This is a genomic window from Chitinophaga sp. MM2321 (genome assembly GCF_964033635.1).
Taxonomy (GTDB): Bacteria; Bacteroidota; Bacteroidia; order Chitinophagales; family Chitinophagaceae; genus Chitinophaga.
Genome location: NZ_OZ035533.1, coordinates 1,398,118 through 1,422,362, shown reverse-complemented (window position 1 = coordinate 1,422,362; position 24,245 = coordinate 1,398,118). Strand labels below are relative to the sequence as shown.

General features: G+C 44.3%; 23 protein-coding genes. 12 read left to right on the top strand and 11 right to left on the bottom strand.

The genetic code is table 11. The features are described 5' to 3' along the window. Positions 1–3 precede the first annotated feature (3 nt). The 5 genes from ABQ275_RS05420 (at position 4) to ABQ275_RS05400 (ending at position 6,654) form a co-directional block, all read left to right on the top strand. A complete protein-coding gene (locus ABQ275_RS05420; protein ID WP_349317257.1) occupies positions 4–540 on the top strand; it encodes a hypothetical protein in 537 nt (178 codons plus the stop codon). A 125-nt stretch (positions 541–665) separates the two neighbouring features. Then, entirely contained in the window at positions 666–2,174 is a 1,509-nt protein-coding gene (locus ABQ275_RS05415) for an NAD(P)H-hydrate dehydratase (RefSeq protein WP_349317256.1), read from the top strand. 128 nt (positions 2,175–2,302) lie between these two features. Beyond that, positions 2,303–4,516, top strand: coding sequence for a sodium-translocating pyrophosphatase (locus ABQ275_RS05410; RefSeq protein WP_349317255.1), 2,214 nt, complete (start codon positions 2,303–2,305; stop codon positions 4,514–4,516). 287 nt (positions 4,517–4,803) lie between these two features. After that, positions 4,804–5,433 carry an NAD(P)-dependent oxidoreductase gene (locus ABQ275_RS05405; protein ID WP_349317254.1) on the top strand — a complete coding sequence of 210 codons (630 nt, stop codon included), beginning with the start codon at positions 4,804–4,806 and terminating at the stop codon, positions 5,431–5,433. 207 nt (positions 5,434–5,640) lie between these two features. After that, complete coding sequence (locus tag ABQ275_RS05400) at positions 5,641–6,654, top strand: PDDEXK nuclease domain-containing protein (RefSeq protein ID WP_349317253.1); 1,014 nt, start codon at positions 5,641–5,643, stop codon at positions 6,652–6,654. An 11-nt stretch (positions 6,655–6,665) separates the two neighbouring features. Here the strand turns inward: ABQ275_RS05400 and ABQ275_RS05395 are convergent, their stop codons facing one another. Then, a complete protein-coding gene (locus ABQ275_RS05395; RefSeq protein WP_349317252.1) occupies positions 6,666–7,667 on the bottom strand; it encodes an AraC family transcriptional regulator in 1,002 nt (333 codons plus the stop codon). A gap of 108 nt (positions 7,668–7,775) precedes the next feature. On the opposite strand from ABQ275_RS05395, the gene ABQ275_RS05390 reads away from it, so the two are divergent. The 7 genes from ABQ275_RS05390 (at position 7,776) to ABQ275_RS05360 (ending at position 16,409) form a co-directional block, all read left to right on the top strand. After that, positions 7,776–7,988 carry a hypothetical protein gene (locus ABQ275_RS05390; protein ID WP_349317251.1) on the top strand — a complete coding sequence of 71 codons (213 nt, stop codon included), beginning with the start codon at positions 7,776–7,778 and terminating at the stop codon, positions 7,986–7,988. A gap of 220 nt (positions 7,989–8,208) precedes the next feature. Then, on the top strand, positions 8,209–10,590 hold the full coding sequence (locus ABQ275_RS05385; RefSeq protein WP_349317250.1) for a TonB-dependent receptor: 2,382 nt from the start codon (positions 8,209–8,211) through the stop codon (positions 10,588–10,590). 18 nt (positions 10,591–10,608) lie between these two features. Further along, entirely contained in the window at positions 10,609–11,472 is an 864-nt protein-coding gene (locus ABQ275_RS05380) for a DUF4249 domain-containing protein (protein WP_349317249.1), read from the top strand. A 164-nt stretch (positions 11,473–11,636) separates the two neighbouring features. Further along, positions 11,637–12,503 carry a sterol desaturase family protein gene (locus ABQ275_RS05375; protein ID WP_349317248.1) on the top strand — a complete coding sequence of 289 codons (867 nt, stop codon included), beginning with the start codon at positions 11,637–11,639 and terminating at the stop codon, positions 12,501–12,503. Between the two features lie 143 nt (positions 12,504–12,646). Beyond that, positions 12,647–13,030 (top strand): BlaI/MecI/CopY family transcriptional regulator, encoded by a 384-nt coding sequence (locus ABQ275_RS05370; protein ID WP_349317247.1) that lies wholly within the window; start codon positions 12,647–12,649, stop codon positions 13,028–13,030. Between the two features lie 17 nt (positions 13,031–13,047). Further along, a complete protein-coding gene (locus ABQ275_RS05365; RefSeq protein ID WP_349317246.1) occupies positions 13,048–15,177 on the top strand; it encodes a M56 family metallopeptidase in 2,130 nt (709 codons plus the stop codon). A 113-nt stretch (positions 15,178–15,290) separates the two neighbouring features. Next, entirely contained in the window at positions 15,291–16,409 is a 1,119-nt protein-coding gene (locus ABQ275_RS05360) for a C1 family peptidase (protein ID WP_349317245.1), read from the top strand. Between the two features lie 328 nt (positions 16,410–16,737). Here the strand turns inward: ABQ275_RS05360 and ABQ275_RS05355 are convergent, their stop codons facing one another. From ABQ275_RS05355 to ABQ275_RS05310, 10 genes are all read right to left on the bottom strand, one after another. Beyond that, entirely contained in the window at positions 16,738–17,025 is a 288-nt protein-coding gene (locus ABQ275_RS05355) for an acylphosphatase (RefSeq protein ID WP_349317244.1), read from the bottom strand. A gap of 331 nt (positions 17,026–17,356) precedes the next feature. Further along, complete coding sequence (locus tag ABQ275_RS05350; protein WP_349317243.1) at positions 17,357–17,953, bottom strand: 2'-5' RNA ligase family protein; 597 nt, start codon at positions 17,951–17,953, stop codon at positions 17,357–17,359. A gap of 131 nt (positions 17,954–18,084) precedes the next feature. Continuing rightward, positions 18,085–18,846: a triose-phosphate isomerase gene (gene tpiA, locus ABQ275_RS05345; RefSeq protein WP_349317242.1), complete on the bottom strand. Its 762-nt coding sequence runs from the start codon at positions 18,844–18,846 to the stop codon at positions 18,085–18,087. Positions 18,847–18,865: 19 nt separating this feature from the next. Beyond that, positions 18,866–20,056: a putative sugar nucleotidyl transferase gene (locus ABQ275_RS05340; RefSeq protein ID WP_349317241.1), complete on the bottom strand. Its 1,191-nt coding sequence runs from the start codon at positions 20,054–20,056 to the stop codon at positions 18,866–18,868. Positions 20,057–20,126: 70 nt separating this feature from the next. Further along, complete coding sequence (locus ABQ275_RS05335; protein WP_349317240.1) at positions 20,127–20,378, bottom strand: type B 50S ribosomal protein L31; 252 nt, start codon at positions 20,376–20,378, stop codon at positions 20,127–20,129. Positions 20,379–20,452: 74 nt separating this feature from the next. Next, a complete protein-coding gene (locus tag ABQ275_RS05330) occupies positions 20,453–20,944 on the bottom strand; it encodes a YajQ family cyclic di-GMP-binding protein (protein WP_349317239.1) in 492 nt (163 codons plus the stop codon). Between the two features lie 93 nt (positions 20,945–21,037). After that, positions 21,038–21,772, bottom strand: a complete 735-nt coding sequence (locus ABQ275_RS05325) for a head GIN domain-containing protein (RefSeq protein ID WP_349317238.1) — start codon at positions 21,770–21,772, stop codon at positions 21,038–21,040. A 51-nt stretch (positions 21,773–21,823) separates the two neighbouring features. Further along, positions 21,824–22,909: a hypothetical protein gene (locus ABQ275_RS05320; RefSeq protein ID WP_349317237.1), complete on the bottom strand. Its 1,086-nt coding sequence runs from the start codon at positions 22,907–22,909 to the stop codon at positions 21,824–21,826. Further along, the gene (locus ABQ275_RS05315) at positions 22,893–23,450 is read right to left on the bottom strand and encodes a hypothetical protein (RefSeq protein ID WP_349317236.1); all 558 of its coding nucleotides are present in this window, start codon (positions 23,448–23,450) and stop codon (positions 22,893–22,895) included. The genes ABQ275_RS05320 and ABQ275_RS05315 overlap by 17 nt, the downstream gene beginning before the upstream one ends. Then, positions 23,450–24,016 carry a sigma-70 family RNA polymerase sigma factor gene (locus tag ABQ275_RS05310; protein ID WP_349317235.1) on the bottom strand — a complete coding sequence of 189 codons (567 nt, stop codon included), beginning with the start codon at positions 24,014–24,016 and terminating at the stop codon, positions 23,450–23,452. The genes ABQ275_RS05315 and ABQ275_RS05310 overlap by 1 nt, the downstream gene beginning before the upstream one ends. Between the last annotated feature and the right edge of the window lie 229 nt (positions 24,017–24,245).

The following is a 24,245-nucleotide window of genomic DNA, read 5'->3' as shown; positions in this document are numbered from 1 at the left end:
GCTATGAAAAAAGCCGTGTTATTTTTTGGCCTGTTTGCCATGTTGGCAATCCAGGCAAACGCGCAGAAGAAAGGCAATTACCGCAGCAGCAGCAATGGAGTAGGAAACTACAATACTGCATTAGGTATTCGTCTTAATCCGTGGGTAGTAGGTTTTACAGTGAAGCATTTCATCCAGGGTCCGCATGCTATTGAAGGCCTGGTAACCACTAACACCAACCACAAGACCAACGTTACTTTTACCGGTTTATATGAATACAACTGGAATATCGGTGTTCCTGAACTGAATATGTATGCCGGTGGCGGTGCACACGTAGGATTCTACGACCGTCGCGACTACGATTGGGACCGTTATACCTCAAAAGGTAAGGGTACTTATGTATCTCCGGGACTGGATGGTATTATTGGTATAGAATATACCTTCAAAAATATTCCCTTGAATCTCAGTGCTGATCTGAAACCTTATGTACAGTTTGTTGGACCAACCAACTACCTGGGTGAAGAGATCGGTGGTATCTCAGCGAGATATACCTTTAAGTAAAGGACAGAACTGCACTGTTTAACGGATCACGAGGCAAGCGTGATCCGTTTTTTTATGCCCGGGATTCCCGGTATCCTGTTACTATCTTCCTTATTTTGGAGTACTTTTAGTGTTCAACTTCTGACATGAAAATCTTCACTGCAGCACAAATAAGGGAGGCTGATGCCTTTACTATCCTGCATGAGCCGGTGAGCAGCACAAACCTGATGGAAAGGGCTGCCGGCAAATGTGTGGCCTGGGTAGAAGAACATTATACCCCCGTACACCCTTTTTATATTTTTTGCGGAAAAGGAAATAATGGAGGAGATGGATTGGTGATGGCCCGGCGACTCCTGCAAAGCGGCTACACCGTCACCACCTGCCTGCTGCAATATGGTCACCACGCCAGTGAAGACTATACCCATAACTTAGAGCTGCTGCAACAACTATATCCTGGCAGTATCCGCGAAATCAGCCAGGTAGCCGATTTACCGGAGCTGGCGGCACCGGGTGTGATCATAGATGCCATTTTCGGTACCGGGCTGAATAAGCCCATAGAAGGCTGGCTGGCAGGTATTATTCATCAGCTCAATGATCAGCGGCACCGGCACACGATTATCGCTATCGATATATCATCCGGACTCATGGCTGATGCCAGCTCCATCAATGCGCCCATTATACAGGCCCATCATACCCTCAGCTTTGAATTTTATAAACTTGCGTTCCTGTTGCCCGAAAACGCACCCTATACAGGACAAGTACATATTTTACCTATCGGGCTGCATCCTGATTATATAACGCAAACGCCTGTACGCTATCATTTATCAGACCGGGAGATGATGCGAACCATTTATCAGCCACGCGATCCTTTTGCACATAAAGGCACTTATGGTCATGCGCTGCTGATAGCCGGCAGTCACGGAAAAATGGGCGCAGCAGTGCTGAGTGCCCGTGCCTGTCTGCGCGCCGGTGTGGGGCTCCTCTCCTGTCATGTACCGCAGTGTGGCTACAATATTATGCAGATCAGTGAGCCCTGCGCCATGTGTATCACAGATGAGCAGCCGGACTTCAGCGCCCACTTCCATGAGCAGGCGGATACCCGTTATAAAACAATCGGTATCGGGCCGGGACTTGGTACCGCCCTACCTACGGCGCGCTCACTGGAGAAGTTGCTCGAAACCTACAAGCGCCCGATGGTTATTGATGCAGACGCGCTGAACATTCTATCCGTATACCCGTACCTGTTATACAAGATCCCGGCCGGCTCTATCCTGACCCCGCACCCTAAAGAATTTGAGCGCCTGTTTGGTCCTGCCGATAATGATGTAGCACGGCTGGAACTGTTATCCAAACAGGCGGTAAGGCTGCAGCTATATATATTAATGAAAGGGAGATATACGGCCATTGCCTGCCCGGATGGCGCCGTATATTTCAACTCCACCGGCAATCCCGGTATGGCTACAGGTGGTAGCGGAGATGTATTAACGGGTATCCTCACGGGACTGCTGGCACAGGACTATTCACCCAAAGCAGCTATCCTGCTCGGCACATGGCTGCATGGCCATGCGGGTGACCTCGCAGCTGCGCAACTATCACAGGAAGCACTTACCGCCAGTGACATCATCAATTTCCTGGGAGAATCATTTAAGTTTTGAATTACACATGATGAATTACGTAATTCATTTTTTATGTTTTATATTTATCTGATACACTTTTTGTATTTTTTGGATATTTTAGTTTTATACGCTGTTTTTTCAACCGGGCATTTTTTAAATACGCATCTATGAATATCGTTTACCTCGTTCCATGTTTTGGAGTACTGGCTTTGTTATTTACCGCTATCCGTAGTTCCTGGGTTACACGCCAGGATGCGGGTAATGAAAAGATGAAAGAAATAGCGCAACACATTGCAGATGGCGCTATGGCATTTCTGAAAGCAGAGTATAAAGTCCTTATCTACTTTGTAATTATTGCGGCCCTTCTGTTAGGATACATGGGCGCAACACATGAAAACTCCCACTGGTCAATTGCACTGGCCTTTATTATGGGAGCTGTATTTTCCGCTGTCGCTGGTTTTATTGGAATGAAGATCGCTACCAAAGCCAACGTACGTACCGCACATGCAGCACGCACCAGTCTGGCCCAGGCCTTAAAGGTATCTTTTACCGGAGGTTCTGTCATGGGTATGGGCGTTGCCGGTTTGGCCGTATTAGGGCTCGGTTCTTTATTTATTGCCCTGCAGGCATATTTTGGTGCAGGCGCCAATTCTGCTGAAATGGTGAAGACCATTGAAGTACTGACCGGATTCTCCCTGGGAGCAGAAAGCATTGCCTTGTTTGCCCGCGTGGGTGGTGGTATCTATACCAAAGCTGCCGACGTAGGTGCTGACCTTGTGGGCAAGGTAGAAGCAGGCATCCCGGAAGATGATCCCCGCAACCCCGCCACTATCGCCGACAACGTAGGTGATAACGTTGGTGACGTAGCCGGTATGGGCGCCGATCTGTTCGGTTCTTATGTGGCTACCGTACTCGCCACCATGGTACTGGGCTCCGAAACCACCTCCACTGATGCATATGGCGGACTTGCTCCTATATTGCTCCCCATGATGATTGCCGGCACAGGTATCATATTCTCTATTATCGGAACTTTCTTTGTAAAGATCAGCGATAAAGCAGGATTAAGCACCGCGGTAGTGCAAAAGGCGCTGAACATGGGTAACTGGGGTTCTATCGTCCTCACAGCTATTGCTTCCTGGTTCCTGGTAAACTGGATCCTGCCTGACGGCGTAATGGTGTTACGCGGTCATGAATTCGTAAAGACAGAAGTATTCGGTGCCATTATGGTGGGCCTCGTAGTAGGTACGCTCATGAGCATTATTACTGAATATTATACGGCTATGGGCAAACGTCCTGTACGTTCCATCATCCGTCAGTCTGCTACAGGTGCTGCCACTAATATTATCGGCGGATTATCTGTAGGGATGGAATCCACTGCGCTGCCTATTCTTGTACTGGCAGGTGGTATCTACGGCTCTTATGCTTTTGCCGGCTTATACGGTGTAGCTATTGCAGCAGCCGGTATGATGGCAACAACAGCTATGCAGCTGGCGATTGATGCATTTGGTCCTATTGCTGACAACGCAGGCGGTATTGCGGAAATGAGCGAGCTGCCAAAAGAAGTACGCGAAAAAACTGATATCCTGGATGCAGTAGGTAATACAACTGCTGCTACCGGTAAAGGTTTTGCGATCGCATCTGCTGCCTTAACGGCACTGGCATTATTTGCTGCCTTTGTAGGAGTAGCTGGTATCAACGGCATTGATATTTACAAGGCGAATGTACTCGCTGGTTTATTCATTGGTGGTATGATCCCATTCATTTTCTCCTCACTGGCAATAGCGGCTGTAGGTCGTGCTGCCATGGCTATGGTAGAAGAAGTACGGCGGCAGTTCCGGGAAATCCCCGGCATTATGGAAGGTACCGGCAAACCGGAGTACGATAAATGTGTGGCTATTTCCACACAGGCATCTATCCGTGAAATGCTGCTGCCAGGTGCTATTGCACTCATCTCTCCCTTGCTGATCGGCTTCATTGCAGGTCCTGAAGTATTGGGTGGTTTCCTCGCCGGCGCTACTGTAACCGGTGTACTGATGGGTATTTTCATGAACAACGCAGGCGGCGCCTGGGATAACGCGAAAAAATCTTTTGAAAAAGGCGTAGAAATCAACGGTGAAACCTTCTATAAAAAATCAGAACCACACAAAGCTTCTGTGACAGGAGATACCGTAGGCGATCCGTTTAAAGATACTTCCGGCCCTTCTATGAACATCCTCATTAAATTGATGTCGATTGTATCATTAGTGATTGCGCCTACCCTGGCAGAAAGGTTCCACACCAAAGATGCTGCGGTACCAACCGTTAAAACAACTCCCGTAACGCCTGCTGCCAAAACAATCAACAGCAAGGCTACGGCATACCTTATTGAACATAAACAATAGATTTTTATCCAGGAATTTTTTGATTCAGGGATTTTTTGATTTTATTTTTCCGGAGATAAAATCAGAAAATCCCTGAATTTTTATAGCCCATGCTGCTCTTCTCCCAAAAAATAAAATTTAAATATGGTTGAAATCAAAATAATGCCCTACATTTGTACTGTAATTTATTTTATTACAGATTAAAAGATCTGTATTTTTTATCTTCATAACTGTAATAAAAATCATTTCAATTAAACAATCAGTCATACTAAGCTGTATTTATAACACTACCACTTAAAACAAATAACATGAAAGTAGCTATCATCGGCGCATCGGGGTTTATTGGCACCGCCATCCTGGAAGAAGCATTAAACAGGGGTCATGAAGTAACCGCCATTGTTCGTCATCCTGAAAAAATAACTATAAAGAACGCAAACCTCACCATCCAGCAAGGGGATGTGAGCAGCGAAGCAGCAGTAGCCACCCTGGTAGCAGGCAATGAAGCGGTGATCAGTTCTTTCAATTCATATGATTCCGCTACTTACGTAAACGTCATACACGCTATCATTAATGGTACGAAGAAGGCCGGTATCAAAAGATTACTGGTTGTAACCGGTGCAGGTTCACTGGAAGTTGCGCCCGGTGTTCAGGTATTGGATACCCCCGACTTTCCCGCTGAATGGAAAACCGGCGCATCCGCTACCCGCGACGCATTCAATGTAATTAAACAGGAAAAGGAACTGGAATGGACTGCATTGAGTCCTGCCGGCATGATTGCCCCCGGAGAACGTACCGGTAAATTCCGTCTTGGCAAGGATCAGTTGTTAACCAACGATCAGGGAGAAAGTAAAATTTCCACCGCAGATTATGCCGTAGCGATGATTGATGAACTGGAACAACCGAAACATATCAGGGAGCGGTTTACATTAGCGTATTAAAAAGAGTTGCGAATTATTATAAAGAAAAAACAACGTCGCCGCTTAAATCGCAGGATTTGAGTGGCGACGTTGTTTTGGAAGTATTACATCACCAGTCCCTTCATTCAACGTACCTATTTCTCCGCTGTAATGCATATCTGACCGGGTAATTGGAATTTAAGCCAAATCAACTTATTTCATGTAAGTTTGAATTATAACTCTTTTAAAATGCTAATTGAAAAATCATTTATAACAGAGATTAAAAGCTTACTCAAAACCGCAAGACATAAAGTTTATAATGCTATCAACAGTGCAATGGTGGAAGCATATTGGCATATTGGTAAACGCATTTTTGAGGAAGAACAAAAAGGACAGGAAAGGGCTGATTATGGTTCTTTCCTTCTAAAAGAGCTTTCCAAACAGCTAATTGAAGAGTTTGGAAAAGGCTTTGAGGAGAGGGAGTTACGTCGCATGAGGCAGTTTTATCAGGCTTTCCCAATTCGGGACGCACTGCGCCCCGAATTGACCTGGACTCATTATCGTATTATTCTAAGAGTAGAGAATCTTAGTGCGAGACAGTATTACATTGCAGAAACAGCAGAACAATCGTGGAGTACAAGACAACTAGAGCGTAATATTAATACGCTCTATTATGAACGTTTGCTTTCTACCCAAAATAAGAAGGAGGCTTTATTGGATCAGCAAAAGATGGAGAAGGCCGTGCCACCGGATATAATTAAAAACCCGTATGTTCTGGAGTTTCTTGGGTTAGAGAAACCTACAGGGTACTCAGAAAGCAATCTTGAAACGGCTATTATCAGCAATTTGCAAGCTTTTTTACTGGAAATGGGGAAAGGTTTTTCATTTGTTGGTCGTCAATATCGTATAAAAACGGATACTAAGGTTTTTTACATAGACCTCGTTTTTTATAATTACATTCTCAAATGTTTTGTATTAATTGACCTGAAAATACATGAATTGACGCATCAGGACATAGGCCAGATGGATATGTATGTTCGTATGTTTGAAGATATTAAGAAAACAGAAGGAGATAATCCTACAATTGGTATTATTCTATGTGCTGAAAAGGATCAGACGATTGTTAAGTATAGTATGCTTGAAGAAAACAAGCAGTTATTTGCGTCTAAATACAAACTGATATTACCGACAGAAGAAGAGTTACGTGCCGAATTAGAGCGGGAAAAGCAATTTATCCGCGAGCACATTGAACATGGAAGATAGCTTTAATAAAATTATCTCTTCGCTTTCCCCGGGCTTACCCCAAACTTCTTCCTGAAAGCATTGCTAAAATGCTGTGGAGAGGAATACCCCGCTTCATCTGCAATAACAGCAAGCGGCTTCTCTCCTGCCATTACCAGCTCATACGCCAGGTTCAGGCGATGGTCGCTGAGGTAACCAAATACGGTGGTATCAAACAGGGTTTTGAAGCCCGACTTCAGTTTGAACTCATTCAAACCCGCTTTACGGGAAAGCTCCGGCAGGTTGGGCGGATGTTGCAAATCCTCTAATAGTATATAGCGGGCATGATGCAGCTTTTCAATTTCCGCGGCGGATATTTTATTCCGTGCAGGCGTGCCGGTCAGTAATTCGTTTTCTATCTGTTCGCATTGCAGTGCCAGTAGTTCAATAGCCTTTGAATGCAGGAACAATTTTTTTAGTCCTCCCTGGAACCCGCACTGCCTTATTTCTGCCAATACCGCCTTCATCCTTGGGGTGATATGGGGATTCATTTTATCTGCCAGTATCGCATTTTTATTACCCGCTATTTTATTGGCCAGATTATCCAGCACCTGACCATTATGATCTGCCAGCTCCAGGAAACGTTCACGGGTAAAGCTCAGGCCAAACAACTGGATGCCGCGCTGCTTCTTAACTGCTGCGGACTCCTCACTATGTGGGGAAAACATCAGGTTATGTTCGCGGGAGCTAAACCTGAAATCATTTGCAACGCCCTGAACAGTGGTACTTACTTCTCCCTGTTCCATAAACATCATCATTACCCGGGGAGGTACCACATCATCAGTAGCTACATGGATATTTTCATATACCTCCGCATTGCACACAACCATGTGTATGCCATCAAAGCTGAATTCCTGTATCTGGTATGATCCAAAGTCGAATGTCTCCTGCTGCCTCTCTTCAATGATCACCCTGGAGGAAATTTTCTCGAAGGCAAACGGCGTATCTTCCTGTAAGAGTATACGCTGGGCATCATCCCTGATGACTACATTCATAAAAAAATCCGTTTCGTGTAAGTTTTAATCCGTTTCGTGTAACAGTTATACGGATGAACAGTAGCAAATTTGCATAAATATATTCCACAAATATTAAATAACGACGACATGATTGGAATATTTCGTACAAATATCAGTACGGTCCGGGATAAAACGAGTGTTATCAATGCAATTTCCGCCCAGTTTGCCGTTAACGCCTGTAGTGTGGATATAGAGGACTGCGACAAAGTACTGCGTATCATCAGCCCGCAACAGCTGGCAGAACAGGTAATCATTGAATTCGTGACCCGCCTCGGCTTCTACTGCGATATCCTCGACTAAACCCGGCATATAACGAACAAAGTACCCGGAATATTGAGTTTGAAACATACCACCCTTCAAATCTCAATATTCCTTTTTCATTTTTCCCCCTATCTTCGCCGCTTTACTACTATTATCAAAATAAATAATTTATCCAGGTAGGGGTAAGCGTATTCTGCTACGTCTTATATGCATGTTACCAAACAGGAATAAACCTTATAAAAAGCTTGATTTACCTTTTATGAAAACAACGGCAATCATGTTGATGTCTCTGCTGGTATTAATACTGGCAACACATACAACGATAGCACAGCAGCAACGTTATACAGTAAGCGGCTATGTAAAAGACAAACAGAATGGCGAAAGCCTGGTAGGCATTTCTATCGGCAAACCCGGTACCAGTATCGGCACAATATCCAACCAATATGGCTTTTATTCACTCACGCTGCCGGCCGGTGAGCATGAACTGCAATTTACCTATATCGGCTATGCACCGTATAAAACCACTGTCAGCCTCACTTCCAACAAAACCATCGACGTAAAGCTGGAAAGCAGCAGCAGCCAGCTCAACGAGGTGACTATCAGCGGGCAGAAACAGGAAAAAAGTGTTCATACCCTGAATACCAGCATCAATAAACTGGATATACAGCAGATGAAAAAAATGCCCACCTTCCTGGGTGAAGTGGATGTACTACGTGCTATCCAGACCCTTCCCGGTGTAACCACCGTAGGTGAAGGCGCTGCGGGCTTCAACGTACGTGGCGGCAACAGCGATGAAAACCTCATCCTGCTGGATGAAGCACCGGTATACAACTCCACACATATGCTCGGCTTCTTTTCCGTATTCAATCCCGATGCCGTAAAAAGCCTGAACCTGATCAAAGGCGGTTTTCCCGCTGAATATGGTGGTCGTACATCTTCCGTACTCGATATCCGTATGAAAGATGGTAACAACCAGGAATTTAATGTCAATGGCGGTGTCGGTAATATTTTCAGCCGTCTCTCTGTAGAAGGGCCACTGGTAAAAGATAAATCCTCTTTCATTGTTGCTGCCAGAAGATCTTATATAGATATCCTGATGAAGCCGTTCGTAAAAGGAGATATGAAAGATACCAAACTCAACTTTTACGACCTGACCGCTAAAGCCAACTACAAATTCAATAAAAACAATACCCTGTTTGTAAGTGGATATTTTGGCAGGGATGTATTTGGGGTAGGTAAAGACGTAAACATGAACTGGGGCAACAGCACCGCTACCATCCGCTGGAACCATGTGTTCACCAACCGCCTGTTCCTGAACCTCACCACCTACTACACCAAATATGATTATAGTCTCAGTTTCAATAATGAATCAAAGAAAAAAGATAATGAAGACAAGCAGGGATACGACTGGACTTCCAACATCATCAACTACGGCTTAAAACCATCTTTCACTTATTATATCAATAGCAGCAACAGCCTGCACTTCGGGGTACAGGGAATTTATTACACCTTTAAACCCGGCACAGGCATCGGTACAGAAGGCGATAAGCAACTGGTAAAAGAACTGACAGATAAACATGCCCTGGAATCAGCGGTGTACCTGGATCATGAATATAAACCTTCCAGTAAGTTCGGTATCCAGTACGGCGCCCGGTTCTCTGCTTATCAACTGATAGGAAAAGGCACGGCCTACTACTTCAATGATACCACACCGGGTATCCGGAAAACACTGATAGGTTCCAAAACCTATGGCGCCAATGAACTCATCAAGGCATATTATTATTTTGAGCCCAGGATCAGCGCCAGGTACGCATTTTCAGACCAACATGCCGTGAAGCTGGCCTATAGCAGAACCACGCAGTTCATGCACCAGCTCTCCAATACCGCCTCCCCTACACCACTCGATATCTGGACACCCAGCACCAACAACATTCAGCCGATGCTGGCAGATCAATATACCGCCGGATACTTTTATAATGCACCCAATGATGCATATGAATTTTCTGCGGAAGTGTTTTACAAAACAACCGATCATCAACTGGATTATATAGATAATGCTAACCTGCAACTGAACCAGCTGATTGAAGCAGACCTGCTGCCCTCACAGGGACGCGCCTACGGACTGGAATTGTATGCTAAAAAAGATATCGGTAAAACCAGCGGCTGGGTAAGCTATACCTTATCACGTACAGAAAGGAAAACACCCGGTATCAGTATGGATGAATGGTTCCTTAACCGTTACGACCGTACGCATAACATCAACCTGGTGTTAACACATACTTTCACCAAACGTACTTCCATGTCGGCAAACTGGGTGTATGCATCCGGTACACCAGCCACCTTTGCGGACAACAGGCTGGAATTCCAGGACTGGGATATTCCATACAACAGCACCGAAAAGCGCAATAACTACCGCTTACCTGATTTCCACCGGCTCGACCTTTCCCTCACACTGAAGGGCAAACAACTGAAACGCTGGAAAGGAGAATGGGTATTTTCACTCTACAATGTGTACGCCCGCAGAAATGCCTACACCGTGTATTTCAAGCAGAATGATGATGACCCTACAAAACGTGAAGCCGTTCGTTTATCGATCATAGGCTCCATCATCCCGGGTATTACGTACAATTTCAAATTCTAATTGTCCAAATTTAATCAGATGAAAAAATTAGCATTCCTTACTATATTCGCTGCCTTTGCCGGGTTGACCGCCTGCGAAGACAAAATAGATCTTGACATCCCCAATGGGAAATCCTTCCCGGTAATGGATGCATGGATCACAACAGACATGGGCGTACAGAAAATCAAATTCACCATGTCGGTTCCCTACACAGATAATAATCCCGCGCCGATTATAACGGATGCCGCAATTACTGTTTTTGATCTTACCGCAGGTACCACTTACCCTTTCGCCTTTAAAGACAATGTATATAGCTATGACGCCACCAATAAACCCATTGGTGTATTGGGTCATGCTTACAAACTGCATGTGGAGTATAAGGGAGAGATCTTTGAAGCGTATGATACCATCAGAAGAGTACCACCGATCGATTCCATCTCTTATCAATTTAAAACAAAAGAGGAATCCATTAGTGGGAAAGAAGGCTACTACGCCAAGTTTCACGCAAAAGACCTGGATAACGGTACCGACTATTACTGGATCCGCTCTTACCGGAATGATACCACCAAACGCCTGGGAGATGCCTTCTCTATTGACGGCTCTTATGATGAAGGTATTTCTGATGGATCAACCTTTATCCTCCCGATTGCAGAAGGGATTACTGATTACTCGAAACCTTTTCAACAAAATGAAAAAATAATAGTGCGGCTTTCCTCGGTGACCCATCGCAGCTACGATTTCCTCTCGCAGGTAAATGAACAGGTAAATGCCGGTGGCCTTTTTGCCAAAGTGCTGGAAAATGTAAAAAGCAACATAGATAATATTACCCCTTCCGGCAAAACAAGAATCCTTGGCTGGTTTGGTACATCAGCAGTGAGTAAAAGCGAGAAAGAAGTCAAGTAATATTTTGGGATTTACGAATTTTGGAATTTTGGAATTTTGTTTGTTAGGAAGATGTATTTTAGATACTAAATATCTAAATACATAAATAACAAAATCTCAAAATTCCAAAATTCGTAAATCCCAAAATTTTTCCTGTAACTTAGGTAGATAGAACGTTACACGATATGCCTCCTAACCTCATCATGTATGCTATACCCGGGTTTGTGTTGCTGATTTTGCTCGAAATCATCTTCACCGCCATCGATAAAAAAAACCTGTATGAGCCGAAAGATGCACTCAGCAGTATTGCGATGGGATTAGGCAATGTATTTACCGGCATCTTTACCAAAGCAATTATTTTCGGCGTTTACCTCTTTCTTTATCAATTCCGGCTGTATACCCTGGGCTTTACCTGGTGGGTGTGGATCTTATGTTTCTTTGCAGATGATTTCAGCTACTATTGGTTTCACCGCAGCAGCCATGCCATCCGTTTTCTTTGGGCGTCGCATGTGATCCATCACTCTTCACAGCGATATAACCTCGCCACTGCGGTCCGGCAAACATGGACCGGCAATATTACCGGTACCTTCGTTTTTTGGTTATGGATGCCGCTGGTTGGTTTTCATCCGGTTATGATAATGAGTATGCAGGCTATCAGCCTCATTTATCAGTTCTGGATCCATACCGAAGTAATTCATAAACTGCCTGCGCCGGTGGAATACATCTTCAATACCCCTTCCCACCACCGCGTACATCATGGCTCCGATATTGAGTACCTGGATCGTAACCACGCCGGAATCCTCATCATCTGGGACCGGATGTTCGGCACCTTTGTACCGGAATCCAAACGCCCTGTTTACGGGCTCACTAAAAATATTCATACCTATAATCCTCTCCGTATCGCTACCCATGAATGGATAGATATCTGGCGTGATCTGCGTCATGCCCGCTCCTTCCGGGAAGCATTCCATTATGTATTTGGTGCGCCCGGCTGGAGCGCCGATGGTAGCCGTAAAACCACGAATCAGCTCAGGCAGGAACAGTCGTTTTGATCATCCGCTTTTATCTCCGTTCATCCATATAATCACGCAAATTTCATAAATAAATGTCTTTTTTTTGGTGATTACGAAAACTATCGTACATTCGTTTACGAAGATATTCGTACAACAATAATCATCACTGTTAAATCATTGCTGTGAAACAAACAAAGCCTACAGAAAGTGAACTGGAAATTTTAAGCATCTTGTGGGAGAAGGGCGCCAGTACCGTGCGGGAAGTGCATGAAATTCTCTCAGAAACAAAAGAGGCGGGCTATACCACTACGCTTAAACTGATGCAGATCATGCATGAAAAGGATTTGTTGCAGCGCGATACCAGCAGTAAAACGCATATATATACAGCTGCCGTTTCACAACAGAAAACACAACAACAGTTACTGAATAAAATGATTGATACCGTATTTGGCGGATCTGCTTCACAGCTGGTCATGCAGGCGCTGGGGCATCACCACTCTTCTGACGAAGAGCTGGAAAAGATCAGGGAATACTTATCTGCCATGGAGAAGCAACAAAAGCGATAACAGGTAAATTTTACATCATGAACTTATTACCTTTTACCGGCGATCTGGTACACGCCCTGGGATGGACTATCCTACACGCTATCTGGCAAGCATTTTTCGTATATGCCTGTCTGAAAATAGTCCTGAAATTATGGCCCATGGCCAGTGCACGGATAAAATATAATTTATCCATGTTTTCGCTGGCCGGTATTTTCACGTGGTTCCTGATCACGCTTTATCAGCAGTTACAGGTACTGAGCCAGACAAAGCAACTGGTGCTGCAATTGTCGGCCCAACAACTGGCCATAACCGGACAACCCTTACCTGCTGTATACCAGGGACAGGAAGAAATGGCCACGTTGTTTCCCAGCCTGGAAATGTGTCTCCCTGTATTGGTAGCACTCTACATTGCCGGGATGGCGGTCATGATCATCAAACTGGTATCCGACCTGTTACAACTGCAACAGATCCGCACCAAACAGGTGGAATCAATGGGAGAAGCCTGGGAGAATCACCTGGAACACCTCGTTGCCCAACTACAGCTCCCCCGCAAAGTACAGCTGCTGGTATCCCGCTACATACAGGTACCTGTTATGCTGGGCTTCTTTAAACCGGTTATACTGCTGCCCATCGCCATGGTAAACAATTTATCTGAAGAGCAGCTGGAAGCCATTTTACTGCACGAACTGGCCCATATCAAACGCAATGATTATCTGTTGAATATCTTCCAATCAATTGTTGAAACCATTCTTTTCTTTAATCCTTTCGTATGGCTTATCTCCAAAACGATCCGCCAGGAAAGAGAACACTGTTGCGACGACCTCGTTATAGCAGGTACCGTGCAACCCCTGCATTATGCCAGGGCACTGATTGCGCTGGAAGAATACCGGTTAACCGCCAATCCGCTGACCATGGCTATTGCAGACAATAAACAACATTTGTTCCACCGTATCAAACGTATCATGGAAATGAAAACAAAACATCTTAATTATAGCCAGAAATTTCTGGCAGTATTAATCATTGCCACCGGCCTGGTGTCCATTGCATGGCTCAATCCGGGCAAAGTAGAAAATCATGGAACGCTGACTAAAGAAAAAGACCATGCCGTAGCTGAAGTACCACGGGAAATACAAATACCTGCTGCTGATACTGTAGCTCCGCAGCCAGTCTTCTCTGCAACACCGGCACCCACTATTACTGCAACACCCAGCGTTACCACTGTAAATACCACACCTAACGTGAATATCAACCGGGATATACATGTAGTAACCAACATAGATGCTGCGTCTGATATCCATACCAACCTTTCCTTTCATGCCGTTCCTGTAGTATTTTCGCCGATGTCTGTTAACCTGTCACCGATGGATGTTAACCTGTCGCCGATGGATGTTAATTTGGTCTTTGACACTACCGCACCACAAAAGCTGGACAACGAAGACATAAGACAACAGGTTATTGCTGCGCAGAAAAATGTGCAACAGGCCATGAAACAATTACGGGATGTGGATTTAAAAAGGATCCAGGCAGAAGCCAGGGCCGCTACTGAAAAAGTAGACTGGAAAGCACTTTCCGAAGAAACAAAGAAAGCCCAGTTAGAAGCTACCAACGCTTTGAAAAGCATCGACTGGGAAAAAATCAATAAAGAAGTACAGGAAGCCTATAACAAAGTTGATTGGAAGGATATCAATAACAAAGTATCCAAAACCTGGACAGAGAATAAGATTATTATAGAAAAGTCCATGAAGGAAGCCCGCAACAATATGATGGCAGCCAACAAAAACAAGGATGCTGCTATACGGGAGGAAGTCAGGGCCAACACGGCGAAAACACAAGCGGAGAGAGAAGAAAGAGTCGCTGAGATTAGCAGAAAAAATGCCGAACTGGCCAAAGTCCGTGCAGAAAGAAACCAGCTTTTTGCTGAAGATGCAAAAGTTAAAGCGGAAGCTACCAACAAAAAATATCGTGAACTCATCAGCAAAATGGGTAGCGACAACCTTCTTGATACTGACAAACCTTATACCATAGAAAAAAACAGTTCCGGTCTCTTTATCAATGGCGTTAAACAACCGGATAGTGTACAGGAAAAATATAAGGGCTACCTGAACAGTAAACACGTGACCATCAAAAAAACTGACGACGATAACTTCAATATCAATATAGAGGACTAGCCACTGCCGCCATACTACAGATTATAAAAATACCACTACCACTTATATGGGTAGTGGTATTTTATTATTAGGTATTCCCTTAACTTTAGCGGTATCATTTAAACGTGAAGTATATGAAGGCATTTTTTATCGCATTAGCCATGCTGGCTATGGCAACGGTGAACGGACAGGGCAAACGGATGATCCTGGAGAAAAGCAATGCGGCCACCCCGATAAAAAACCAGGGCAGAACAGGTACCTGCTGGTCCTTCTCCACCACCTCCCTGGTAGAATCGGAATGCCTGCGAAAAGGAATGCCCGCAATAGATCTCTCCGAGATGTTTACCGTACGTAACATTTATATGGAGAAGGCAAAGAATTACATCCGCCGGCAGGGCAGTGCGCGTTTCGATGAAGGTGGTCTTGGTCATGATGTAATCAGGTCCATGGCACGCTACGGCATTGTACCTGAAAGTGCTTACAGCGGTTTAAAAGCCCAGGCACAACTGCATAACCACAGCGTAATGGTGGGTGTTCTGAAAAACTACCTGGATAGTATTCTCAAAATAAAAGCACCTATCCCCGAAAACTGGGCGATACAATTCTCCGCTATCCTGGATGAATACATGGGTAAAGCCCCCACAGATTTTGAATACAATGGTAAAACATATACCCCGCTTACTTTTGCAAAGGAGGTAGTAAAGTTTGATGCCAACGATTATGTTTCCCTGACATCCTTTACACACCATCCTTTTTACCAGCCCTTTATTGTGGAAGTACCGGATAATTTCTCTAACGGCGCCTATTATAATTTACCGCTGGATGAACTGACACAGGTCACCAAAGCTGCGCTGAAAAAAGGTTATACCATTTTATGGGATACCGATGTAAGCAACAATGGATGGGCTGCCAGCAAAGGATATGCTGTACTCCCACCGGCAGACAATGCCTTTGAAAAAGATAGTATAAACCCAGACATGACCGAAGGTAATTATTCGCAGGACACACGTCAACGGTTATACGAAGAATTGGTTACAGAAGATGATCACCTGATGCATATCACCGGTATTGAAAAAACACCGCAGGGAAAAACATTCTTTATCGTCAAAAATTCCTGGGGCTTAAAGTCCAGTCCTTTCGAAGGATATGTACATGTTTCCGAACCCTATTTTGCCATCAATACTGTAACGGTTATTGTACCAAAATCTGCGCTGGATAAGTCTTTAAGGAATAAGATCGCTGCTTCCATGTAAGGATACATGGAAAATCACTACTTCCAGATAAGGATACATGAAAGATCACTACTTCCAGATAAGGATGTACTGAAGATCACTGCTTACAGCTAAGGACGCACCGAAAATCGCTACTTCCAGGTAAGGATACAGCAAAGGTCACTGCCTCCCGCTAAGCATGTACTGAAGATCACTGCTTCCAGGTAAGAATACACCACTCATATGCAAAAAGACATAAGCACGCAAAACCCATGAAGGATGGTAAGGTAAATAAATAACCCGTCTTTCTTACCGGGTTTTGCCTGCTTATTTTCCTTTGCACACAAATGTTTCTTTGCGTACTGTTTATCTATATGTGAAGGATAGTAAATCCACTGATATTTTCGACGTTGCCGCCGGTAATTTCCAGCTCTGTCACCTTTGCAAGTGCAGGACCTTTACGGCACCAGGCAAGAAACTCTTCCATAACAACCGCTTCCGCTTCTGCCAATATCCACACATTTTTATCCGGAAGATTTTTAATTTGTCCCTGCACGCCTAATAAGTCAGCTATATGCTTGGCATTAACCCTGAATCCCACTCCCTGCACACGGCCTTTTACAATGATCTCTTTGTGTTCGATTGATGTGGTTGTCATAAATATCGATAGTTGTGTGGTAATAATCTGAAACAGGATTTCCCGGATTACAGCTCTCGCCGGATCATACGAAAGTATATGATCAACGAATGTAAGAATAAGTCCCGTTGCGCTCAAATACATTCAGTTAATACATGCAATTGAATGTACAGAACGTCCATTATAAATATATAAATAGAAAGCTCCTCATCCTGGCTAATAAAGTTAGACAGGTATGGCGTCATCCATTATAAATATACAAATGGAAAAGGGAATGGTTAACATGAATGAGGGAAACAAACCAGCGAAAGATCTAGCCCGATCCTTCCTGTTCCAGACAACTAAAGTATAGCTATGCAGCATAATTAAATAACGATCCCGCCATGTGTTCAATATCTCCAAATACGAAGTCTCTTACCTTTTCATATTTACCACCGGCAGCAGGCTTTTTCAACAAACTGAAACAATGGCAATTAAAACTGCGGACAAACAACTGCTGCGCCAATGCTGGTGCCACTTTACTAACATCAGCATCCTGGATGCCCCGTGCCAGCAACATATAAGGCCGGAATGCCTGGGGCTTTAATTCAAAAGCCTGCATAACACTCCTGTGCAGTTCTACCAATGGTTTGGGATTAGCCACATTCACACATACACTCTGCCTCCCATCGGCATGTCTGAACGCTTCCAGCCGGGAAGTATAGATAGCAAAGCCCGATTGCTTTCTGGCTACTTCTTCCAGCATGGAAATGAAATCGTCCTCGTAACGCTCCGGAAATGCGGAACGGAACAAGGCCACATGCACTGGTGTTGCTATAACCGCAGCATCGTTCAGCACAGTGGCAATATGCTGGCGGATATGGGTCACATCTTTTGTTACCACTACATCCGGATTAACTACCAGTAAATAATCAAATAACTCTTCCGAAATTTCATAATTCGTATTCATAACCGATATTTTAATTCTCCCTGTTAGAATGACAATACGAATATACAACCTTTTTTCGGAATTACTAATTTTTTTAGCATTTGTTACTAAAAAAATACGCAGCACCAATAACTGCGTATTTTCTATTATCATTAAGCCAGCTTCTGAACAATCGCTGTAAAGTCTGCCGCTACCAGAGATGCGCCACCAATAAGGCCGCCATCTACATCAGGATTAGAAAACAACTCTGCTGCATTGCCCGGTTTTGCACTGCCGCCATATAAAACGGAAACATGCAAAGCGGCTTCACGGCCAAATTTATTAGCAATCCGCGACCTGATGAAGGCATGCATATCCTGCGCCTGCGCTGCACTTGCTGTAAGCCCTGTACCAATTGCCCAGATAGGTTCGTAAGCAATTACCACATCTTTCAACTGTTCTGCTGTAAGATGATACAGGCTTTCTTCCAACTGCGTGGCTACATAATCATTCTGTGTTTCTGCCTGCCTGATTTCCAGTGGTTCTCCACAGCAAAAAATCGGTTTAATACCGTTTGCCAGTGCCAGATCTACTTTCTTAGCCAGTACTGCATTACTTTCCTGGAAGTATTCTCTTCTTTCGGAGTGACCTATAATAACGTAATCAACACCTACTGATTGCAGCATTTCAGCGGATACTTCGCCGGTGTAAGCACCTGATTTTTCACTGGAACAGTTCTGCGCCGCTACATAAAAACCAGGATAATTTTTCAGCAGGGACTTCGCTTTCGCCAGATAAGGAAACGGCGTAGCAATCACTACTTCCTGTCCCTCTTCCAGTTTCAGACCGGCCTGTAAAATGTCGTTGATCAGCTGCTCACCCTGTGCCAGCGTAAGGTTCATTTTCCAGTTACCTGCAACAATTTTCTTTCTCATAAATACTGTGATTGTGATATTAAGTTTTAAGGTCTTTTTCGCTGATTATTTCATGTACTGCTTCCAGTATCTTACGGTCTGCTTCTTCCAGCTGACGGCCCTTCAGGCCCATCCAGGCGCCTGCATCCCGCAACGCTTCCTCCAGGCGGTATTCTCCTGCACGGCCCAGGTTTCCCCAACTAAAAGAAGGCGTGAATACCGGCGGGAAATGCGCACCAAAAATATTGCAGGACACCCCTATCACGGTCCCCGTATTCAACATGGTATTAATACCACACCTGCTGAAATCACCCATTAGTACCCCGCATTTCTGCCCGGCTACTGCCGCTTCTCCCCTAGCTTCCAGCCACACCCTTACGGGCGAAACATTATTTTTCAGGTTGGAACAGGTGGTATTGGCTCCCAGGTTACACCATTCTCCCAGCACCGCATCTCCCAGGTAACCATCGTGTCCTTTATTGGAGTAGCCAAATAAAACACTGTTCTTTATCTCGCCTCCCCCGGTGCAATAAGGCCCCAGGGTGGTAGCACCGTATATTTTAGTCCCCATCTTCAATACCGATCCTTCTCCCATGGCCAGGGCGCCCCTGATCAGGCAGCCTTCCATCACCTGTGCATTTTTCCCGATATAAATAGGACCCGTTGTTGCATTCAGCACACTATATTCCACGCTGGCACCCGGTTCCAGGAAAATATCCGCAGTATTGATTAATTGATTGGTGGATGATATGGGGGCCGATGATCTTCCCTCCGTGAGCAGCTTAAAATCTGCCCTTATAGCTTTGTCATTGAGCGCAAAGATATCCCATGGCTTAAATATTCCCAGTACTTCTCCCGGATAATTTTTTCGCTCACCGGGAGATAACAGGTGAATATCCTTTCCGCGTATCGCTTTTGCCAGCAGGTGGCTATCCTGGTACAGCTCTTCATTGGCCTCCAGGGAGGCGATAGCGGCTATCAGGCCGGCATCCGGCAGGATATGCCCACTGAGCAGGATATTGACCATATTTTCATCTGCCGCGCGGTGCAAAGGAAATTTCTCCTGTAAATGCGGTACGGTGAAATGACTTACGCCTGTACCCAGCCAATGTTCCCATTTTTCCTGTATGGTAAGTATTCCTACTCTACAGGCGGCAATAGGTCTTGTATGTGTAAAGGGGTATAACAAGTCACGTACGGGCGTGTCAAAAAGAATGTAGTTACGCTCCATAAGGAGTTAAAAATAAAAAATCCCATCGATAAGCCGATGGGATTCTTTAAAAAAATATTTTACAAAACGACTATGCCTTCTTAGCGTAGCGTTTGTTGAATTTATCAATACGTCCGGCAGTATCCACCAATACGTTCTTACCAGTATAAAAAGGGTGAGAAGTATTGGAAATTTCCAACTTGATCAAAGGATACTCATTACCGTCTTCCCATTTCATTGTTTCGCTGGAAGAAGCGGTAGAGCGGCTTAAAAAGCTCTCTCCGTTTGACATATCTTTAAATATCACAAATCTGTAACTTTCTGGATGGATTCCCTGTTTCATATCAAAATTATTGTAAATACAGGGTGCAAAGTTAGCAAAAATTCTTTAACACCCAAAGATTATTAGAAAAAAAATTACGCTTTCATATTAATATACTGCAAAGGAATGCCCAGGTTGGCCTCTTTACATTTTTGGATAACATCCTGTAAATCATCGATCTTCTTGCCTGTTACCCGGATAATATCATCCATAATGGCTACCTGTACCTTCAATCCCGCATCTTTGATCATCTTCACAATCTTCTTGGAATCTTCCTGTTTAATACCATTCCGGATTGGAATATCCTTTTTATATACCTTCCCGCTCTGGTAAGGCTCCTTACTCTGGTCATAAATTGTGGCTTCCAGCCCCTGGCGCATGGAACGGCTGATCAGCACGTCCAATACCTGCCCCAGTTTCATATCACTATCTACTGCTACATTCAACACCAGCTCTTTCTTGTTCAACTCAATCTCCACATGCGAACCCTTAAAATCAAACCTGTTGGTGATCTCTTTCTTCACAGTGTTAATGGCATTATCCAGTGTTTGTAAATCTATTTTGCTAACAATATCAAAGGACGGCATAACTAATAAGATTTAATATTCAAGCGACAAATATAAACAAGAAAAAGCAGGTAGTGAACTACCTGCCGACATATAAATCTAAATCTAAAAAAATTAAATCCTGCTAATCCTGCCCATACCGGATACAGCCTGCGTTACAACGGGTGTTCCCTTGTAGTTCACATTCCCCACACCGGAGATCCTTACATCCAGTTTCTTCTCTGCAAATACCTTCGCTTTCCCGTTGCCGGAAATACCAATCTCTACATCCTGCGATTGCAGGTCCAGTGCAGAAATATCTGCGGCTCCGGAAATACGGTACGCCGCATTACTGCTACTGCCTTTCAACTTCACATTGCTGGCACCGGACAAGCCTACTTCCAGCTTTTGCGCATTGATATCCAGGTTGGCATCTGAAGCACCGCTGAACGACAATTCCAGGTGATCGGTCTTTAATACGCCATTGCTGGTAAATCCGCCGGCACCGCTGGCAGACAGCTTCTCAACTTTCTGAAGGGTAACATATACGGTAATAGTCCGGGTAGGATCTATGGAATATCCCTTTTTAGTATGGATTTTCAGCTCATCGCCAGACACATCAGTAATGATGTAGGGTAACAGGTTCTCTTCTGCTGACACCTTTATACTATGGGTACTCCCCTGCTGGATAACCACTTTGAATACACCGGAAGTACTGATGTCTTCAAAAGCAGTTGCATTCCTGCTTTCATCTTTCATGGTACCATTACCTTTTATGCGTTCATTCTTATCAAAAGAGAAGGATGCCAACACTCCCAGGAGCAGCATTAAAGGCAATGCAACCAGGGCAAATTTTGCCAGTTTTTTCATTTGATTTTTTTTAGATAATTATTTATAAAAAAGATTCTAGAATGGCCGTTATCAATATGCATCCAGCTTTACACTACTGTTCGTCCCTTTCACTTTTAAGCGGGGTGACTGCTCACTACCTCCTCCTGCCTGTGCAGTATAATTAAGTACAGACGATACTTTATTTGAAATCACATTTTTAAGTTCCAGCCCACCTGTGCGCAGTTCACCATTGATCAGGCTCACTTCCAGCTGCATGGGCTGCCGCCGTGGCGCGCTGATTTTCGCATCGGCGTAAGTCAGCTGAAAATCGGCTCCTTTGAAACCTGTGCCGATCTTCTTTATAACAACATCTCCATAAGTCATCCGCATATCCAGCTCCTGCTGTAATTCATCCATTTTTACATCTGTATAGGTACAACGCCCGGAGATGCCCGATACCCGCTCGAGCTTATAATCATCATAGTTGGAGGAGATGCTGACAACGCCTACGCTTGCAATCGTATAGTCGCTGTAGTTAGACCGTGTTTCCAGTGCCTCCAGCTGCTCTCCCCGCAAAGAGGAGTAATTGCTTTTCATCCTGACCTTACCGGCCTTTCCTATTTTTCCTTTATCACAATAGTTCACTTTGAATTCCAGATCCTGCGCTTCGCGGATATCATACGTGCAGTAGTTCAATATCAGTTCAGCAGGAAAAGTAAATTTATCGGCGATCACATCTCCAAACTGGTTCTCTACCCGCAGCCGTTGCAGGCTTTGCGGTACATATATGTCGTAGTCTACATTTACATAATCTTTGGAATCCATCTTACCGCCCCATGAAAACCAGGAGGAGCCTGACTTTGAAGGATTATATAACGTACGCAATCCTACTACGGTGCTGCTGCTCTGCTCTGTTACAATGTTCACCATGTCAGCGATAGATTGTGCTTCTTCGTCTTTTTTACCAAAACCTGTAATAGTAATGGTGGCTTTGATTTCATTTTTATTCCAGGTATGAAAAATCACTTTACCATATTTGTTGGAAATATTAAAAGTGGCCCCGGCATTCACTGTAAACTCTTTAGTGATCGTTTTTTTATACGTCAGATCTCTGTTCCTTGCCTGCATTACCAATGGAAGTAACAGACATACCAGGAAGTTAAATTTCAGCTTCATAATGTTTTTTTTGTTGACCGGGAGTTGCATGTTTCGCCTGCAATTCTTCCAAAATTTTATCGAGCAGATCAAGTTTAAGCTGATAATAGCGTACCAGGGCGGCCCGGATCCTTTCATTGCCGGGATTATTTTTTAGCTCTTTTTCAAGCATCCTGTAAGTATCATTGCGGAGTTCCAGTTCCCGGCGGGCAGTGCTATCCATGCCCAGTTCTGTGGCGGGGTAAGCATTGATCAGTTCCAGTTTTTCGTTGATACGTGAGGTATAGTACACCTTTGCTTCCTGCATGTCCGGTGCAATGAATGCCAGTTCCTGCCGTTGTTGTTGTTTGTGTTGGGTGAGATAGAATAACACGGCAGCATTTATCACTAATACCGCTATGACTGCGGCTTTAAACCAGTTTTTGCCCAGAAAATAAACAACGCGTCCTCTGCGGCGGGCTCCCAATTCCTTTTCCAGTGCGTCCCACACTCTTGGAGAAGGCCGGGGGGCTTCAAACTCTTCCCGATGCTGCTGAATAAAACTTTCGAAATTGTCCGGCATTAATGAATTACATTTTGCTGTTTTACAATCTGTCTTACTTTTTCTTTTGCACGCATATATTGCGTTTTTGCGGTAGATTCAGTGATACCAAGCATTTCAGCGATTTCGCGGTGTGAGTACTCTTCAAAAAGATAGAGGTTCAGCACCGTGCGGTATCCTTGTGGTAAGGTATGAATAGCCGATCTGATGGCGGCTACTGTCCAGGTAAAATGCGCTTCATCAATACCTGATTCCTCTGCCACTTCTACTTCTTCCACTTCTTCGAAATATACTTTCTTTTTACGCAGGCTGTTTAAGCAGTGATTCACTACAATGCGTTTGATCCAGGCACTCACGCTGGCTTCATTTTCCAGCTTGTTGATATTTTTGTGTACCTGTAAAAAAGCCTCCTGCAAAGTATCTTCTGCATCACTCACGTTGCCGGTCATACGCAGGCATATGTTATACATCGCTGCTGAATAAGCGTCGTACAGCTCGCGGAATGCGCGAACGTCTCCCTTCTTACAGCGGTCTACTACATTCTCTGCCAATTGCGTTTGATTCAGGTTATTTGCTGATGCTTTCATTATAAAGACAATGATTGTAAAAAAGGTTGCACACTTCCTGGCTTGTAACTTCCTTTATCGGGCTTTTGGGTCGGGTCCAAGGGTCGGGGAAAATGCATAATAATATTTATTATTAATGTTTTATACAGAAAATATGTTGATTATATCTCTTTAAAAAATTTTATTAAAATTAGCGTAAAGCTGTATTCTCCTTTTTTAAATTCCACTAAACACCCCTTTTTTGTGATGA

Coding starts and splice junctions, on each gene's coding strand:
- ABQ275_RS05420 (WP_349317257.1), top strand. CDS start 4: ATGAAAAAAGCCGTGTTATTTTTTGGCCTGTTTGCCATGTTGGCAATC.
- ABQ275_RS05415 (WP_349317256.1), top strand. CDS start 666: ATGAAAATCTTCACTGCAGCACAAATAAGGGAGGCTGATGCCTTTACT.
- ABQ275_RS05410 (WP_349317255.1), top strand. CDS start 2,303: ATGAATATCGTTTACCTCGTTCCATGTTTTGGAGTACTGGCTTTGTTA.
- ABQ275_RS05405 (WP_349317254.1), top strand. CDS start 4,804: ATGAAAGTAGCTATCATCGGCGCATCGGGGTTTATTGGCACCGCCATC.
- ABQ275_RS05400 (WP_349317253.1), top strand. CDS start 5,641: ATGCTAATTGAAAAATCATTTATAACAGAGATTAAAAGCTTACTCAAA.
- ABQ275_RS05395 (WP_349317252.1), bottom strand. CDS start 7,667: ATGAATGTAGTCATCAGGGATGATGCCCAGCGTATACTCTTACAGGAA.
- ABQ275_RS05390 (WP_349317251.1), top strand. CDS start 7,776: ATGATTGGAATATTTCGTACAAATATCAGTACGGTCCGGGATAAAACG.
- ABQ275_RS05385 (WP_349317250.1), top strand. CDS start 8,209: ATGAAAACAACGGCAATCATGTTGATGTCTCTGCTGGTATTAATACTG.
- ABQ275_RS05380 (WP_349317249.1), top strand. CDS start 10,609: ATGAAAAAATTAGCATTCCTTACTATATTCGCTGCCTTTGCCGGGTTG.
- ABQ275_RS05375 (WP_349317248.1), top strand. CDS start 11,637: ATGCCTCCTAACCTCATCATGTATGCTATACCCGGGTTTGTGTTGCTG.
- ABQ275_RS05365 (WP_349317246.1), top strand. CDS start 13,048: ATGAACTTATTACCTTTTACCGGCGATCTGGTACACGCCCTGGGATGG.
- ABQ275_RS05360 (WP_349317245.1), top strand. CDS start 15,291: ATGAAGGCATTTTTTATCGCATTAGCCATGCTGGCTATGGCAACGGTG.
- ABQ275_RS05355 (WP_349317244.1), bottom strand. CDS start 17,025: ATGACAACCACATCAATCGAACACAAAGAGATCATTGTAAAAGGCCGT.
- ABQ275_RS05350 (WP_349317243.1), bottom strand. CDS start 17,953: ATGAATACGAATTATGAAATTTCGGAAGAGTTATTTGATTATTTACTG.
- tpiA (WP_349317242.1), bottom strand. CDS start 18,846: ATGAGAAAGAAAATTGTTGCAGGTAACTGGAAAATGAACCTTACGCTG.
- ABQ275_RS05340 (WP_349317241.1), bottom strand. CDS start 20,056: ATGGAGCGTAACTACATTCTTTTTGACACGCCCGTACGTGACTTGTTA.
- ABQ275_RS05335 (WP_349317240.1), bottom strand. CDS start 20,378: ATGAAACAGGGAATCCATCCAGAAAGTTACAGATTTGTGATATTTAAA.
- ABQ275_RS05330 (WP_349317239.1), bottom strand. CDS start 20,944: ATGCCGTCCTTTGATATTGTTAGCAAAATAGATTTACAAACACTGGAT.
- ABQ275_RS05325 (WP_349317238.1), bottom strand. CDS start 21,772: ATGAAAAAACTGGCAAAATTTGCCCTGGTTGCATTGCCTTTAATGCTG.
- ABQ275_RS05320 (WP_349317237.1), bottom strand. CDS start 22,909: ATGAAGCTGAAATTTAACTTCCTGGTATGTCTGTTACTTCCATTGGTA.
- ABQ275_RS05315 (WP_349317236.1), bottom strand. CDS start 23,450: ATGCCGGACAATTTCGAAAGTTTTATTCAGCAGCATCGGGAAGAGTTT.
- ABQ275_RS05310 (WP_349317235.1), bottom strand. CDS start 24,016: ATGAAAGCATCAGCAAATAACCTGAATCAAACGCAATTGGCAGAGAAT.